Annotated in this window: 15 protein-coding genes, 1 tRNA gene and 1 pseudogene; 11 read left to right on the top strand and 6 right to left on the bottom strand. The window is 72.9% G+C overall.

The features are described 5' to 3' along the window. The first annotated feature begins 34 nt into the window (after positions 1-34). Positions 35-649 (top strand): MarC family protein, encoded by a 615-nt coding sequence (locus tag ABZU25_RS00185; protein WP_355027107.1) that lies wholly within the window; start codon positions 35-37, stop codon positions 647-649. 44 nt (positions 650-693) lie between these two features. Then, a complete protein-coding gene (locus ABZU25_RS00180; RefSeq protein ID WP_355027106.1) occupies positions 694-1614 on the top strand; it encodes a PD-(D/E)XK nuclease family protein in 921 nt (306 codons plus the stop codon). A gap of 18 nt (positions 1615-1632) precedes the next feature. On the opposite strand, the gene ABZU25_RS00175 is transcribed toward ABZU25_RS00180, so the two are convergent. Beyond that, positions 1633-2496 (bottom strand): oxygenase MpaB family protein, encoded by an 864-nt coding sequence (locus ABZU25_RS00175; protein ID WP_355027105.1) that lies wholly within the window; start codon positions 2494-2496, stop codon positions 1633-1635. Between the two features lie 60 nt (positions 2497-2556). Then, positions 2557-2985, bottom strand: a complete 429-nt coding sequence (locus tag ABZU25_RS00170) for a Fur family transcriptional regulator (protein WP_355027104.1) — start codon at positions 2983-2985, stop codon at positions 2557-2559. A 203-nt stretch (positions 2986-3188) separates the two neighbouring features. Here ABZU25_RS00170 and ABZU25_RS00165 point away from each other — a divergent pair, with 203 nt between their 5' ends. Next, on the top strand, positions 3189-3671 hold the full coding sequence (locus ABZU25_RS00165) for a hypothetical protein (RefSeq protein WP_355027103.1): 483 nt from the start codon (positions 3189-3191) through the stop codon (positions 3669-3671). A 17-nt stretch (positions 3672-3688) separates the two neighbouring features. Here ABZU25_RS00165 and ABZU25_RS00160 read toward each other — a convergent pair whose 3' ends face one another. Continuing rightward, positions 3689-4021, bottom strand: coding sequence for a hypothetical protein (locus ABZU25_RS00160; protein ID WP_355027102.1), 333 nt, complete (start codon positions 4019-4021; stop codon positions 3689-3691). Between the two features lie 116 nt (positions 4022-4137). Here ABZU25_RS00160 and ABZU25_RS00155 point away from each other — a divergent pair, with 116 nt between their 5' ends. Continuing rightward, entirely contained in the window at positions 4138-4317 is a 180-nt protein-coding gene (locus ABZU25_RS00155; RefSeq protein ID WP_355027101.1) for a hypothetical protein, read from the top strand. A 29-nt stretch (positions 4318-4346) separates the two neighbouring features. Here the strand turns inward: ABZU25_RS00155 and ABZU25_RS00150 are convergent, their stop codons facing one another. Further along, positions 4347-4715: a hypothetical protein gene (locus tag ABZU25_RS00150; protein ID WP_355027100.1), complete on the bottom strand. Its 369-nt coding sequence runs from the start codon at positions 4713-4715 to the stop codon at positions 4347-4349. A 321-nt stretch (positions 4716-5036) separates the two neighbouring features. Between ABZU25_RS00150 and ABZU25_RS00145 the strand changes: the two genes are divergently transcribed. After that, a complete protein-coding gene (locus tag ABZU25_RS00145; protein ID WP_355027467.1) occupies positions 5037-5276 on the top strand; it encodes a hypothetical protein in 240 nt (79 codons plus the stop codon). Between the two features lie 14 nt (positions 5277-5290). Here the strand turns inward: ABZU25_RS00145 and ABZU25_RS00140 are convergent. After that, a pseudogene (locus tag ABZU25_RS00140) lies at positions 5291-5497 on the bottom strand (FmdB family zinc ribbon protein); the annotation flags it as partial. Continuing rightward, complete coding sequence (locus tag ABZU25_RS00135; RefSeq protein ID WP_355027099.1) at positions 5494-6171, bottom strand: 5-formyltetrahydrofolate cyclo-ligase; 678 nt, start codon at positions 6169-6171, stop codon at positions 5494-5496. The gene ABZU25_RS00135 and the pseudogene ABZU25_RS00140, both read right to left, overlap by 4 nt. An 85-nt stretch (positions 6172-6256) precedes the next feature. On the opposite strand from ABZU25_RS00135, the gene ABZU25_RS00130 reads away from it, so the two are divergent. The 6 genes from ABZU25_RS00130 (at position 6257) to ABZU25_RS00105 (ending at position 12923) form a co-directional block, all read left to right on the top strand. Further along, positions 6257-8575: a diguanylate cyclase gene (locus ABZU25_RS00130; protein WP_355027098.1), complete on the top strand. Its 2319-nt coding sequence runs from the start codon at positions 6257-6259 to the stop codon at positions 8573-8575. 9 nt (positions 8576-8584) lie between these two features. Then, entirely contained in the window at positions 8585-9547 is a 963-nt protein-coding gene (locus ABZU25_RS00125; RefSeq protein ID WP_355027097.1) for a UTP--glucose-1-phosphate uridylyltransferase, read from the top strand. After that, positions 9544-10857 carry a gephyrin-like molybdotransferase Glp gene (gene glp / locus ABZU25_RS00120; RefSeq protein ID WP_355027096.1) on the top strand — a complete coding sequence of 438 codons (1314 nt, stop codon included), beginning with the start codon at positions 9544-9546 and terminating at the stop codon, positions 10855-10857. Before ABZU25_RS00125 ends, glp begins: the two co-directional genes overlap by 4 nt. A gap of 110 nt (positions 10858-10967) precedes the next feature. After that, positions 10968-11618 carry a GNAT family protein gene (locus ABZU25_RS00115; protein WP_355027095.1) on the top strand — a complete coding sequence of 217 codons (651 nt, stop codon included), beginning with the start codon at positions 10968-10970 and terminating at the stop codon, positions 11616-11618. Between the two features lie 180 nt (positions 11619-11798). Beyond that, positions 11799-12581, top strand: coding sequence for a hypothetical protein (locus ABZU25_RS00110; RefSeq protein WP_355027094.1), 783 nt, complete (start codon positions 11799-11801; stop codon positions 12579-12581). A 265-nt stretch (positions 12582-12846) separates the two neighbouring features. Beyond that, positions 12847-12923 (top strand) — tRNA-Ala (locus tag ABZU25_RS00105). The last annotated feature ends 615 nt before the right edge of the window (positions 12924-13538 follow it).

Below are 13538 nucleotides of genomic sequence, written 5' to 3'. Positions count from 1 at the left end.
ATTTCGCCCACTGCGGCGCGGCTAGGTTGATCACGTGGATCTGAAGCTGTTCGGCGAGGTTTTCGTGACCCTGCTGGTGATCACTGACCCGCCGGGCATGATGCCGATCTTCCTGGCGTTGACCGGCCCGCTGCCCGCCCGTGACCGTAACCGGGCCGCCTGGCAGGCCGTCACGCTGGCGTTGGGCGTGATCGTGGTCTTCGCGGTGGCGGGGCAGACCCTGCTTGACTACCTGCACGTCGACCTACCGGCATTGCAGGCCGCCGGTGGGCTGCTGCTCGTGCTCGTCGCCCTGGAGTTGCTCACCGGGAAGACCGACGGCCCGAGCGCGGACGCCACCTCGAACATCGCCCTGGTGCCGCTGGGCACCCCGCTGCTTGCCGGTCCGGGCGCCATCGTGGCGACCATGCTCTTCGTCCAGCAGGCCGACGGGTGGGGCGACTACACCGCCATCGCCGTGGCCATCCTCGCCGTGATGCTCGCGGTGTGGATCGTCCTCCGCTTCTCCGGCGGCATCGTGAAGATCCTCCGGCCGGGCGGCATCGAGGTGCTGACCAGGATCGCCGGCCTGCTGCTGGCCGCGATCGCCGTTCAGCTCATCGCCGACGCGGTGTTCGCCTTCGTCACCCAGTACGTGAACATGACCTGACCGGCGTACGCACTGTGTCGGGGGTGGATGGCAGGATCGCAGGCGTGCGACGATCCTCCTCAGCGGGACGGCCCGCGGCCGGTGGCCGAGCTCCCCGACAGCGCGCCGGCGATGCCGAGCAGCTTGGCTTCGAGGGCATGCCGGAGCGACTGTTCGTCTGCACACCGAGCAAGCTCGGCGCGTACGCGGACTGCCCGCGCCGCTACCGCTACTCCTACGTCGACCGGCCGGCCCCGCCCAAGGGCCCGCCGTGGGCGCACAACTCGCTCGGTGCCAGCGTGCACACCGCCCTGAAAAACTGGTATGCGCTGCCCGCCGACCGGCGCCGCCCCGAAGCCCTGGCCACCCTGCTCAAGGGCACCTGGGTCCGCGAGGGCTACCGCGACGACGAGCAGGAGCGGGCCGCCTACCGGCGGGCATTGGGCTGGTTGGAGGCGTACGTCGAGACGCTGGAGGCCGACTCCGACCCGCTCGGCGTGGAGCGGGTGGTGGCGGTCAAGACCGCCGTGCTGGCGTTCAACGGTCGAACCGACCGGATCGACTCGCGTCCCGGGCCGGACGGGCCCGAGCTGGTCATCGTCGACTACAAGACCGGTCGCACCGGGCTGGACACCGACGACGCCCGGGGTTCGCAGGCGTTGGCGCTCTACGCGTATGCGGCCGAGCGGGTGTTCCGCCGGCCGTGCCGTCGGGTGGAGCTGCACCACCTGCCGACCGGCACGGTCGCCGGCCACGACCACACCGTCGAATCACTGACCCGGCAGTTGACCCGTGCGGAGGAGACGGCCCGCGACATCATGGCCGCCGAACGGGCGGTCGCGGACGGTGCCGACGCGGACGAGGCGTTCCCGGTGGCACCCGGCCCGCGCTGTGGCTGGTGCGACTTCCGGCGGCACTGCCCGACCGGAGCGCAGGTGCCGGGCAAGGAGCCGTGGGCGGCAATGGACCGGCACACCGACGGCTGACCTCGATCGGCGGCCGGGTCAGCCGGCCAGCGGGGTGGCCGCGTGACGCGCGGCCCGCTCCTTGGCGGCCTGAATCAACGGCCCCTCCAGATAGCGGCGGGGCACGGCGGCGAACGCGAGCCGCAGCGCGCGCAGGGTCAGATCCGCCGACACCGCAGTGGTGGGCAGCCCGAGCCCGCCGTACATCCGGTGCGCCCAGGCCGGCAGCAGCGCGAAGGCGGTGCCGGCGATCCCCAGGTACGCCCAGCGCGGCGGGCCGAGGGTGAGCCCCAACCGGGCCGGCAGGCTGAGCTTCCAGGGCAGCGGCGGGGCAGTGAGGAAGAGCGCCGTCTCGGCGGCCTCCCTGGTCATCCCCAACTGCGGCCGTACGGCGCGGTAATAATCGGTGACCTCGGCCGCGGTGCCCGGCACGGTTGTCGGGTCCAGGCCGACCAGAGCGGCCGAGCGGCGCTGCTCGGTGTAGTAGCCGTCCACCTCGTCGTCGGTGAGCGGCAGCCCGGCCCGCCGGGCCGTGCTGAGGAACGACTCGACCTCTGTGACATGCACCCAGCGCAGCAGGTCGGGCTCGTCGATCCGGAACTCCTCGCCGGTGCGCGGGTCGGTGGCCCGCAGCCGGTCGTGCAGCCGGCGGAGCCGGGCTCCGGCCGCCTCCGCCTCGGCGGTGGTTCCGTAGACGGTGGTCGCGACATAGGTGGCGGTGCGGACCAGGCGGCCCCAGGCGTCGGTGCGGTAGTTGCTGTTCTGCGCGACCCCGGCCATCGCCCGGGGGTGCAACGCCTGGAGGTAGAGCGAGCGCAGGCCAGCGACGATCAGGATCGGCTCCTCGTGCACCTTCCACGTGACCGAACCCGGACCGAAGAGGCCGAGGTCATCGGAGTCCACCGCCCAAGAGTGCCACGCTCAGGCCGACCCCGTCGGGCACGTCCCGGCGGTGCCGCCGGGTCACACGTCGGCGGAGCGGCGCGCCCGGCAGGCCGGGCAGAGGCCCCAGAAGGTCACTTCCGCCTCGTCCACCTCGAACCCGTGCGACACGTTCGGCTCCAGACACGGTGCGCTGCCCACCGCGCAGTCGATGTCGGCGATCTCACCGCAGCTCCGGCAGACCACGTGGTGGTGGTTGTCGCCGACACGTGCCTCGTAGCGGGCGGGACCGCCGGCCGGCTCGATCCGGCGGGACAACCCGGCCCGGGACAGCGCACCCAGCACGTCGTACACCGCCTGGGTGGAGACCGAGTCGAGGCGTTCCCGGACGCGCCGGCTGATCTCGTCGACCTCCAGGTGGCCGCCGCCGGCCAGCACGTCGAGCACCGCGAGGCGGGGCCGCGTGACACGCAGGCCCTTCGATCGCAGCAGCTCCTCGGCGGCGGACATGCGCCAATGACAGCACGCGCGACAAGCATCGACAACCGTCGCCCGGCCCGGGTGGTCACCGACACAGACCGGGAAGATCGGGATCACGGCCCGCGACGGTGAACCCGATCGACGCGGCGCGCGTGTGACCGGTCGAGAGCCTGGGGACGGTCGGTGGACCGTACGCTGGCCCTCCCCTGACCATGATCCACCTGGAGGGTTCGATGTTCGAGCAGATCCTGGGTCTACCGGGACACGTCCTGGTGGTCCACGCGGTCGTCGTGTTCGTGCCGCTGCTGGCGGTGCTGGCCATCGCCTACGTGGGGCTGCCGCGGTGGCGGCACCGGCTGGACTGGGCCCTGGGCCTTTTCGCCGTGGTTGCGCCGGTGACCGCGTTCGTGGCCGTCAAGTCGGGTGAGGTGTTCACCGACGCGCTTGTCGCCAGGGGATTCCAGGGACCGATCCTCGACCAGATCTTCGAGCACTCCCGCTACGGCGACATCCTGTTCCGCATCGTGGTGCCGCTCGGGATCGGGGCCATCCTGCTGCTGGTGGCGACCAGTGGGCATCCCCGGGTGCCGCGGCTGCCGGCGCTGGTCACCCCCGTGCTGGCGGTGGCGGTCGTGGGGCTGTCCATCGCCGCCCTGGTCTACGTCTACCTGACCGGCCACAGCGGCGCCGAGGCCGTCTGGGGCACCACCCTCTGACCCGCTCCGCTCGCCGCTCAGAAGATGATTCGCGAGCAGAGCAGGCACACCACGACCACCAGCACCACGGCGGCCGCCACACCGAAGCCGTAGGTGACCCGCTGCGAGCGCTGCTCAGCCACGTCCAGCTCGGCCATGTCCTGCGGTGGCAGCCGTCGTGGCGGTGCCGGCCGCAGATGTACGGGGGGACGCCAACCGGTCGGCGGCGGCACGCTCGGCGGCGGGCCGGCATAGCCGCTCGCGGGGGTGTGCGTGGACGTGGCGGGGGGCTGGTCCGCCACCGATTCGTCACCGGCGCTGGGCCGTCGCCAGTAGTCGTCCGGGGTGCTGCCACCGCTGGGGGTCGTCACGCCGTCCGACGCTACCAACGCGGCCGGCGGCCCGTCCGCTTCTGCACGACGCGCCACCGTCGGCGACCGGTCCGCTGCCCGTCCGCTGCCCGTCCGCTGCGCTAGTCTTGCCGCTCGTGAGCACCATGGACCCCGGCACCCAGGCCCCTCCGGACGACGACCGCACCGTCGACCTGAGCGAAGACTTCGTGGTGCTGCCCGAGCAGACCTCCGACGACACCGACCGGGGCTGGGGCGAGCGGGCGAGCGGCAACGATGACTGGCTGCTCGCCGAACGTCCTCCGCACTGGGACTGACACCGAGCGCAGCCAGCTCCCGTCGCGGTTCAGTTGCGGACGACAATGGCGGTTGTGCCGGTCGGTGGTGGACCCGTCGGTGGTGGACCCGTCGGTGGTGGACCCGTCGGTGGTGGACCCGTCGTTTCGCCGTCGTCGGTGGGGCCTGCCTCGCCGTCGTCGTCCGGTCTGCCGTGGTTGATCGGAGTGCCGTCGGCGGTTTGTCTGGACGTGGCGCTTGCTCCCGTCGGCCCCGGAACGGGCGCGGCGGGCGGCGGGCAGCCGGTCGGGGTGTGCAGGACGGCGGCGGCCAGGCCGAGGAGAGCGGCGACCAGACCGGCCCGGAACAGGGTGGGCCCGCCGGGCAGGGTGGGTCGGCGCTGCGGACGTAACGCCCGCGCGGAGTCCGGATCGCCCATCGCCTCTGTCGCCTCCCGCCCGGGTGTCGCTGTGACAACCCCTGGGCGGCAGACTAGGCGGCTCAAGCCCTGGTCAGCCGGCCGTTCGTCGGTGCCTGTGGATAACCGGACGGCCTGTGGACAACCCCCGCCTGCCGGTTTGATCTGCTAGGCGGACGGATGCGCCGAAGCCCCGCAGCCCGCTGATCGACTCGGGGTCACGGAAGCCGGGGTGTCCCGCCAGCTTGACCGGGCCGATCCCGTGAACCCGAGTGGATCAAGATTCGGTCGCCGAGGGAGTCGGCGCTGGCGAATCAGGACGCGGAGCTGGCCGCCGGGGCCTTGCCGCCGCTCGACCCGCCGGACGAGGACGAGCCCGACGAGGACGACCCGGACGACGACCCGGACGATGACGAGCCCGACGACCCGGACGAGGACGAACCCGACGACGAGGACGAACCCGACGAGGAACCCGACGACCCGGAGTCTCCACCCGAGGACGATGACTCGGACTTACCGGGCTTGCTGGCCGTGCCGCCGGCCGTCGCCTCAGAGGCGGACGCCCGCGAGTCGGTGCGGTAGAAGCCCGAACCCTTGAAGACGATGCCGACCGAGTTGAAGACCTTGCGCAGCCGCCCCTGACACGCCGGGCACTCGGTCAGCGGCTCGTCAGAGAAGGACTGCACCGCCTCGAGCTGGTGACCGCACGTGGTGCAGGCGTACTGGTAGGTGGGCACGTTCTCCTCCGGATCTGGGCTCAGCCAGTTGGCACTCGACGTATTCGAGTGCCAATGGTGCGTCATTCGCCCCGGGTTCGTCCAGCGGACGTGTGGGGCGCGACACCCTGCGGCGCACCCGGGCCGGCGTCAAGCGTACGCACCCCGTCGGCGGGGGTGACGACCGCGCGGACACGACGGTCGTGCGGTTCGGTCGGCAGCGCCTCGACCAGCTCGCCGTCGTGCAGCGGCACCACCGTCAGCGTCGCCTCGGGCACCCGGGCGAGTGCCCGGTCGTACGAGCCGCCGCCGCGTCCGAGCCGCCGACCGACGCGGTCGACAGCGAGAGCCGGTACGAGCACCAGGTCCGCCTCCGCCACGGCGGCCACCCCGAGGCGGACACCGGTCGGCTCTCGGATACCCCGACCCGCGGCGATCAAGGCTCCGGGCCCGGTATACGTCGCCCAGTCCAGATCCAGGTCGGTGAGGAGGACCGGCAGCAGCAACTCGGCGTCCGCCGGAAGGGCCGCTCGCAGCACCTCCGGCAGGTCCGCGCCGCCCGGTTCGGAGCCGACCGGCACGTACGCCGTCATCCGGCGCGGGCGCAGCCGGCGTACCAGCGTGACCAGTTCGGCCTGCACGCGCCCGGCGGCGACGGCCCGGGTGGGGCCGCTCAGCGACCGGCGGCGGGCGAGCAGCTCGACGCGGGCGTCCCGCTTCCTTAACCGGGTCACTTCCGCTTCATCAGAAAATTCCGCCACGCAACACTCCTGACGCAACGCCTCTCTCACGGTTGCACTGTGTCAGCATCGCAAGCAACGGAGGCGGAACTTCCGGGGGGACCGAGTGACGCTACGCGGGCGGTTGACGACAGCCTTCCTCGTGGTGGTGCTCGGGCCGGTCCTGCTCGGCGCGCTCTTCGTCGCCTCCACCGTCGGCGCCGTCGACCGCAGCCGCTCCACCGAGCGCCTGGCGGTGGCGGCGTCCACAGTGCGTACCTCGGTCGACGCGCTCTGCCAGCAGCTACGCGCCACCGCCGACGTGCTGGCCCTCACCGCCGATCCGGCTGTCGCCGCCGCCCAACTGATCGGCCGGGGCCTGGTCGCCGCGGTGCTGATCACCGACGTGAAAGGCGAGGTCACCTATGTCTCGCCCGGGGCGCCGTCGACCCCGTGGCGGGACTGCTCCGGCCCGACAACGGATGCGGCAGGTCCGGTCCGCGCGCTGGCCGCCCACGTCGACCTACGCGACAGCGCCGGCGCACTGCTGGGCACGGTGACCGCCGCGCAACTGGTCGACCCGGACTTCGTGGCCCGGCTGGCGGCGGTGACCGGGGTGGCGGTCACCCTGCTCGACAGCGGGGCCAGCGCCGCCCGGGTCACCCACACGACCGAGTCCCGCGAGGTACGCGACGCGGTGCTGGCCGCCGCCCGCGCTGTCGACGGTGATCGGGTGACCGAGACCAGCCAGGGCCGGTACGTGCGCAGGATCGGGCCGTCCGACGCGCAGCCGCTCCCGCTCGTGGTCTCCGTGCCCAGCGAGCGCCCAGCGGGGCTGCACGCCACGCTGATCGGGGTGGTAGTGGTGGCCGCGTTGCTGGCCGTGCTGACCGCCTGGCGGCTGGCCCGGGTGACCACCCGACCGCTGATGGAGTTGGCCGGCGCGGTCGACCGGGTGGCCCACGGTGACCTCACCGCCCGGGTGCCGGTCCGCAGCCGCGACGAACTGGGCCGGCTGGCCGCCGCGTTCAACCGGATGACCCGGGAGACCGGGGCCTACGTCGCGGCGCTGACCAGCAACCGCGACCAGCTCCGCGGTCACCTCGCGGTGCTCGGCGACACCCTGGCCAGCACGCACGACCTGCAACGCATCCTGCGGGTGATCCTGCACAGCGCCATCGGCGCCACCGGCGCGCGGGCTGGCGCGGTGCTGCTTGTGGAGACCGGCGGGATGCTCGTCGCACAGTGCACCGAGGGGTTGGACGGGCGCTGGCCGGAGGTGGGCGGGGACGGGTCGTCGACGCTCCGGGTGCCGGTCGGGGTCGGTGTGGTCGGCGCCGTCGCCGCCACCGGGGAACCGCAGCGGGGGAGGGCGGAACCGACCGACGTCCCGTCCATCGAGCCACGCTGCCGCACGTACGTCGCGGTCCCGTTCGCCACCCCCGGCTCCACCGCAACCACCCTCAGCGGATCGGCCGGCCCGGCCGACGAGGCCGGCGTGGCGGCGGCGCTCGGCGTGCTGGCTCTCTACGACCGCCTGGGCGCCGACGAGTTCGACGACGACGACCTGGTCACCCTGCGCACCTTCGCCGGACACGCGGCGGTGGCGGTCGACAACGTCCGGGTGCACGAGGAGGCCCAACGGCTCTCCCTCACCGACCCGCTCACCGGGCTGTGGAACTACCGCTACCTGCGCGAGTCGATCCGGCGCGAGGTGGAACGGGCCAGCCGCTTCGGGCGGATGCTCAGCGTCCTCGCCCTGGACCTCGACCGGTTCAAGGACGTCAACGACACGTACGGGCACGCCGCGGGGGACACCGTGCTGGCCGAGTTCGCCCGACGGGTGCGCGGCGAGATCCGCGAGGTCGACCTGGCCTTCCGGCAGGGCGGTGAGGAGTTCGTGGTGCTGCTGCCGGAGACCGACGCGCGGGGCGCGGCGATCGTGGCCGAGCGGCTCGGCGCGGCGGTCCGCGAGACGCCGATCGCCGTCGAGGCGTACGCCGGGCCGGTGGTGGTGACGGTGTCGGTGGGCATCGCCGTCTATCCGGACAACGGCAGCACCGGGCGGGAGGTGCTGGAAGCCGCCGACGACGCGCTCTACGCGGCCAAGGCGGCCGGCCGGGACACCTACCGGGTCGCCGAGGTACGCCCGGACGTGGACACGCGGGAGATACCTGTGCTCGCGGGTGCCGTGAGCCCACCCGACGGGCTGCCGCGCGCCGGCCAGCCGGCGCAGGTCAACCGGGAGCCGGGCGGGCCCGCCCGGTCGGAGCCGACGGTGGGCGTACCGGAAGGGTCGCCGGCGCACGCGTGGCCCGACCCGGCCGACGACCCGGCGGACATCGACGCGGATGCGGCCCGCGCCGGCCCGGACGCGGCGCGGCCGGGGTCGGGTGGCGGCGCGTCTTCTGGGCCACACCCGCCGCGACAGAGCCGTGGCCGATAGTCTCGCGGCATGTCGGAGCACTCAGCGAACCCCTCATCGGCGGCCGCCGCAACCGGCCGTCCCCTGGCGGTCAAGGCCGTCATCCCGGCCGCCGGACTGGCCACCCGGTTCCTGCCGGCCACCAAGGCGGTGCCCAAGGAGTTGCTGCCGGTGGTGGACCGGCCGGTGTTGCAGTACATCGTCGAGGAGGCCACCCAGGCTGGCATCGGTGACGTGTTGCTGATCACCGGTCGGGGTAAGACATCGATGGTGGACCACTTCGATCGTCGTCCGGACCTGGAGGCCAGGCTGGAGGAGAAGGGCGACACCGAGCGGCTGGCCGCCGTGCGTCGGCCCAGCGAGCTGGCCGAGATCTACACCGTGCGGCAGCCCGAGCAGCTCGGGCTCGGCCACGCCGTCGGGTACGCCGAGTCGCACGTCGGCGACCAGCCCTTCGCGGTGCTGCTCGGCGACGAGTTCGTCAAGCCGTCGGAGCCGCTGCTGCCGGCGATGCTGGAGTTGCAGGCCCGCACCGGCGGTGTGGTGCTCGCCTTCTTCGAGGTCGACCCGGCCGAGACCAAGCGGTACGGCATCGCCTCCGTCGAGCCCGCCGAGGCGGAGCTGACCGACATCGCTGAGGTCGTCAAGGTGACCGGGATGGTGGAGAAGCCGCAGCCCGAGGACGCTCCGAGCAACCTCGCGGTGCTCGGCCGGTACGTGCTGCCCGGCAAGATCTTCGATGCGATCCGGCGGACCAAGCCGGGCAGTGGCGGCGAGATCCAGCTGACCGACGCGATGGAGCTGCTGCGCACCGAGGGCACTCCGGTGCACGCGATCGTCTACCGGGGCACCCGTTACGACACCGGCATGCCGCTGGGCTACCTCCAGACGGTGGTGCAGATCGCCGCCGAGCGTGAGGATCTGGGCACCGAGTTCCGGTCCTGGCTGGCCGACTTCGTCAAGGCCGACGCGGCAGGCGGATCTGGTACATGACCTCGACGGCCGACGCCGAGGCGGCCGCGAACGAGTTGACGCCGCTCGCCGACTACCTGGGCAGCGTGCTGCGCAGGTTGCGCGCGCTGCCGCCACTCGACCTCGATCTCACCCAGGCACACGGCAACGTCCTCGCCGAGGACGTCGTCGCGCCGCACGCCTTCCCGGCCTTCGACCAGGCGGCCGTCGACGGGTATGCGGCCCGCTGGGAGGACATTTCCGGAGGGGGCCGGGGCCCGAGCTACGTCCCGGCCCCCTCCGGCACGCCCGGTGGGCGGACCATCCGGCTCAACGTCGTCGGCGATCTGGGGGCGGCGAGTTGGCGGCCGGTGCGACTCACCCCGGGCTCGTGCTTCTCGGTGGCCGCCGGGGCGCCGCTGCCGATCGCCGCCGACGTGGTGGTCCCGGTGGAGTGGACCGACCAGGGCATGGCCGCGGTGGAGATCTTCCGCACCCCCAAACGGGGGTACGGGGTCCGCCGCGCCGGCACCGAACTGCCCGCCGGCACCCTGCTCGCCCGTGCCGGCACGTACGTCTCCCCGGCCCTGGTCGCGGTCTTCGCCGCCACCGGCATCGGGCACGTGGTGGTCCGGCCCAGCCCACGGGTGGTCATCGTGGCCACCGGCGACGAACTGGTCGACGTGGGTCGGGGCAGCCAGCCGGGGCAGGTGGTGGACGCGAACTCGCACGCGCTGACCGCCGCCGCGGCCGAGGTGGGCGCACTGGCGTACCGGGTGGGGATCTGCGACGACGACCCGGAGGGGCTGCGCGGGCTGCTGGAGGACCAGACCCTGCGCGCCGACCTCATCATCACCACCGGGGGCACCGGCACCGGCCCCGGAGACATGGTGCGCCGGATCCTGTCCCGCCGCGAGGGCGGCCGGGCCGGGCCTGTCACGTTCACCGACGTGGCGCTCTATCCCGGCACCGCGCTCGGGTTCGGCACGGTCGGCGCCGAGGAGGTGCCGGTGGTCTGCCTGCCCGGCGACCCGGGTGCCGCGCTGATCGGGTTCGAGGTGCTGGCCCGTCCCGCCATCCAACTGCTCGCCGGCGCCGAGCCGGTGTTCCGGCCCAGCGTGCGGGCGCACCTGCTGGAGACCGTGTCGTCCCCGGCGGGGTTGCGCGAGTTCCGGCCGGCGCACGTCGCCGAGCGGCGTGGGGGCGGGTACACGGTGCAGCCACTCAGGGGCGGGCCGTTCACCCTCTCCGGGCTGGCCGAGGCGAACGGGCTGCTGGTGCTCGGTGAGCGGGTCAACACCGCCGCGGCCGGCTCCACGGTGGACGTCCTGCTGCTGGACCGCCGCCGGTGACGGTTTATCCGGCCGAACCGCCGGTTGGCTGCTCGGCTGTCGCACGGTCGTCGGGTCATCGCGGTGGGTCCACTTGCGCGCGCCACGGTCCCGCGCGGGAGACTGTACGGGTGAGTCTCTTCGGACCCCCGCGGGCACCGGGCTGGCCGGTGGAGTTGGCGGACGGCCCGGTGTTGCTGCGGCCCTACCGACGCTCCGACGCGGTGCCGTGGTCGGAGATCCGGCGGGCCAACCGGGCCTGGTTGGCGCCGTGGGAGTCGTCGATGCCCGGCGGCTGGGACGAGCTGAACTCACCGGCCGCGTTCCGTTGGGTGCTCCGTGACCAGCGGCGCTCGGCCCGGGAGGGTGACGGCATGCCGTTCGCGGTCTGCCTGCGCGAAGCCGACCGGGACCGGCTGGTCGGGCACATCAACGTGGGCAGCATCGTGCGACGGGCGCTCTGCTCCGGCTATGTCGGCTACTGGGTGGACGCCCAGGTCGCCGGCCAGGGCGTGATCCCGACGGCGCTCGCCCTCGCCGTGGACCACGCGTTCGGCCCCGGCGGGCTGCACCGGGTGGAGGTCAACATCCGTCCGGAGAATCGGCCGTCGCGGCGGGTGGTGGAGAAGTTGGGCTTCCGTGAGGAGTCGTACCACGTGCGCTACATGCACATCGACGGCGCGTGGCGCGACCACATCGGATACGCGATGACGAGTGAGGAGATCGCCGCCGAGGGCGGCCTGCTGGCCCGCTGGCATCGGGTACGCGCCTCCGCCCGCTGAGAGGGTGTCCCACGCACGGGATCGGCGCGGCGCGACGGCTTCCTGGTCGGTGCGCCGTAACCTCAAGTAACTGCAAGTTGCGGCGAGCGCTCTCCGGCCGGACGATCCACGCACCCAGGCGCGATCGGTGGAAGATCCTGCGGTTGGGTAGCGGTTGCTCCGAATTCGGTGACGGGAGGGGTGAGGGTGCCGACCTCGGTGCTCCTCGCCGTCCTCGCCGCCGCCGGCCTGCTCGCCCTGGCCCCGGCGTTGGTTCGCCGGTACGACGCCACCGAGCGGCTGGTGGCGGAGCGGGCGCAGTCGACGGCGCGGGTGCTCCAGCGCCGCCGGCGGCGCCGTACTGTCCCGGGGCGGCGTCCGGTCCACCCCCCGCGCTCACTTGTCGTCACCCTGAGCGAGGATTTGACTACCGGGACGTTGACCGCGCCGGTTTCCGCGCCTTCGGCGGGCCGCCGCTCCGGCCGCCTGCGCGCCGTGCCACCCGCACCGAAGCGGTCCCGCCGTCGCCCGCCGGCCCGGCGTCAGCACACCCCGGCCGTGTACCGGCGTCGCCGGGTGCTCGCCGCCCTGCTGCTGCTCAACGTCGTCGAGCTGATCGGCGTGCTGTTCGCCAGCCCCGGGTTCTGGATCGGCTTCGCGGTCACCTTCCTGCTCCTGGCCGTGTACGTCGTCCACCTGCGCGGTCGCGCCCTCGCCGGGCGTCGCCGCCGCCGCGCCCGGGCCCGGGAGGCCGCCTGGCTGGCCGCCCGGCAGGCCGAGGTGCGCCGGGAGCAGGCCCGCCGTGCCGCGGCCCGCCGGGAGGCGCAGCGCCGCCTGGCCGCCCAGCGCGAGGGGGTACGCCGAGCCGCGATGGGCCTGGACCGCCCCGGAGATCTGCCGGCGGCGGTCAACGGCGGGTCGGTCTCGTACCGACGGTCGGGCGGGTTGCGCGGGCGTCCCTACGAGGCCGGCCGAGGCGCCTGACCCCTCCTGGCCGCGGGCCTTCTGGCTCGGTCTCCTGGCCCGGCCTCCTGGCCGCGCGGGCGGCGCTCAGCTTGATCGACTCGCTTTCCTGGAAGGCGGGGTGTCGCGGCGTCCCGGATGCCCCGTTTCCCGGAGCCCGAGTGGATCTCCGGGGCGGTGGGCGCCGGGCCGGGGGCGGATTCGCGGTGGGGGCCAGCGACCTGTTAGCCTTGCTGCCGGCCCGCCCGGTGTAAGCCGGGTGGGACCGAAGCCGGTTCGCCGGCGGGGGGCTGTGGCGCAGACTGGTAGCGCACCTCGTTCGCATCGAGGGGGTCAGGGGTTCAAATCCCCTCAGCTCCACCAAGAAACAGCAGGTCAAGGGCGGGTTTCCGGAAGACGGGGAACCCGCCCTTGATCGTTTGACCGTCGGACGGAGCCCCACACCGTGGCACCGGGTGGCAGAACTCAAGCCGAACGGGCGAGTTCGACGGCTCTGGTGGCGCTGAACGAGTTGCGCGATAACCGAGTGCCACCACGACGCGCCGTCGCGGTGGGCCGGTGCCTTCCCGCCCAGATGAGTAATTCCTAACCCAGGCTCGGGCGGTGACTGTCGGTCACCTCCGTCGGGGCGGATGCGGTAGTGAGCGGTATACCTCTGAGTCATATTTATACCTCTGGGGTATACCGCTCACCAGCACATCGCGATGGCGGGCAGCCGCAGCGGATGGCGAGCGGCCCTTCGCTGCGTCCGCAGCCTCGTCTTGAGTGGGGACTTACTCGTCTGGACGAGTAGGTTCTGACTACCCGGTCTCTGGACATAGACGAAGGGTGTTGATGAATCCTGATCTCACGCAGACCCGCCCGAGTCAGCTGATCATCGCGGACAAGGGTCATATCTCCGCCGAACTCGATCGGTGGCGGCCGCTCCATCGAAGGCATTCGTGCCCGCATCGCTCAGCGCCTACTCGCCATGACCGC

Origin of the sequence: Micromonospora sp. NPDC005215, from assembly GCF_040607915.1 — a bacterium.
Taxonomy (GTDB): Bacteria; Actinomycetota; Actinomycetes; order Mycobacteriales; family Micromonosporaceae; genus Micromonospora.
This window is presented reverse-complemented; position numbering and strand designations above follow the sequence as displayed.

Bases quoted from the DNA above. Each gene is read 5' to 3' on its own strand.
- ABZU25_RS00165 (WP_355027103.1), top strand. From the start codon at position 3,189: ATGTTCGAGCAGATCCTGGGTCTACCGGGACACGTCCTGGTGGTCCAC.
- ABZU25_RS00170 (WP_355027104.1), bottom strand. From the start codon at position 2,985: ATGTCCGCCGCCGAGGAGCTGCTGCGATCGAAGGGCCTGCGTGTCACG.
- glp (WP_355027096.1), top strand. From the start codon at position 9,544: ATGACCTCGACGGCCGACGCCGAGGCGGCCGCGAACGAGTTGACGCCG.
- ABZU25_RS00125 (WP_355027097.1), top strand. From the start codon at position 8,585: ATGTCGGAGCACTCAGCGAACCCCTCATCGGCGGCCGCCGCAACCGGC.
- ABZU25_RS00150 (WP_355027100.1), bottom strand. From the start codon at position 4,715: ATGGGCGATCCGGACTCCGCGCGGGCGTTACGTCCGCAGCGCCGACCC.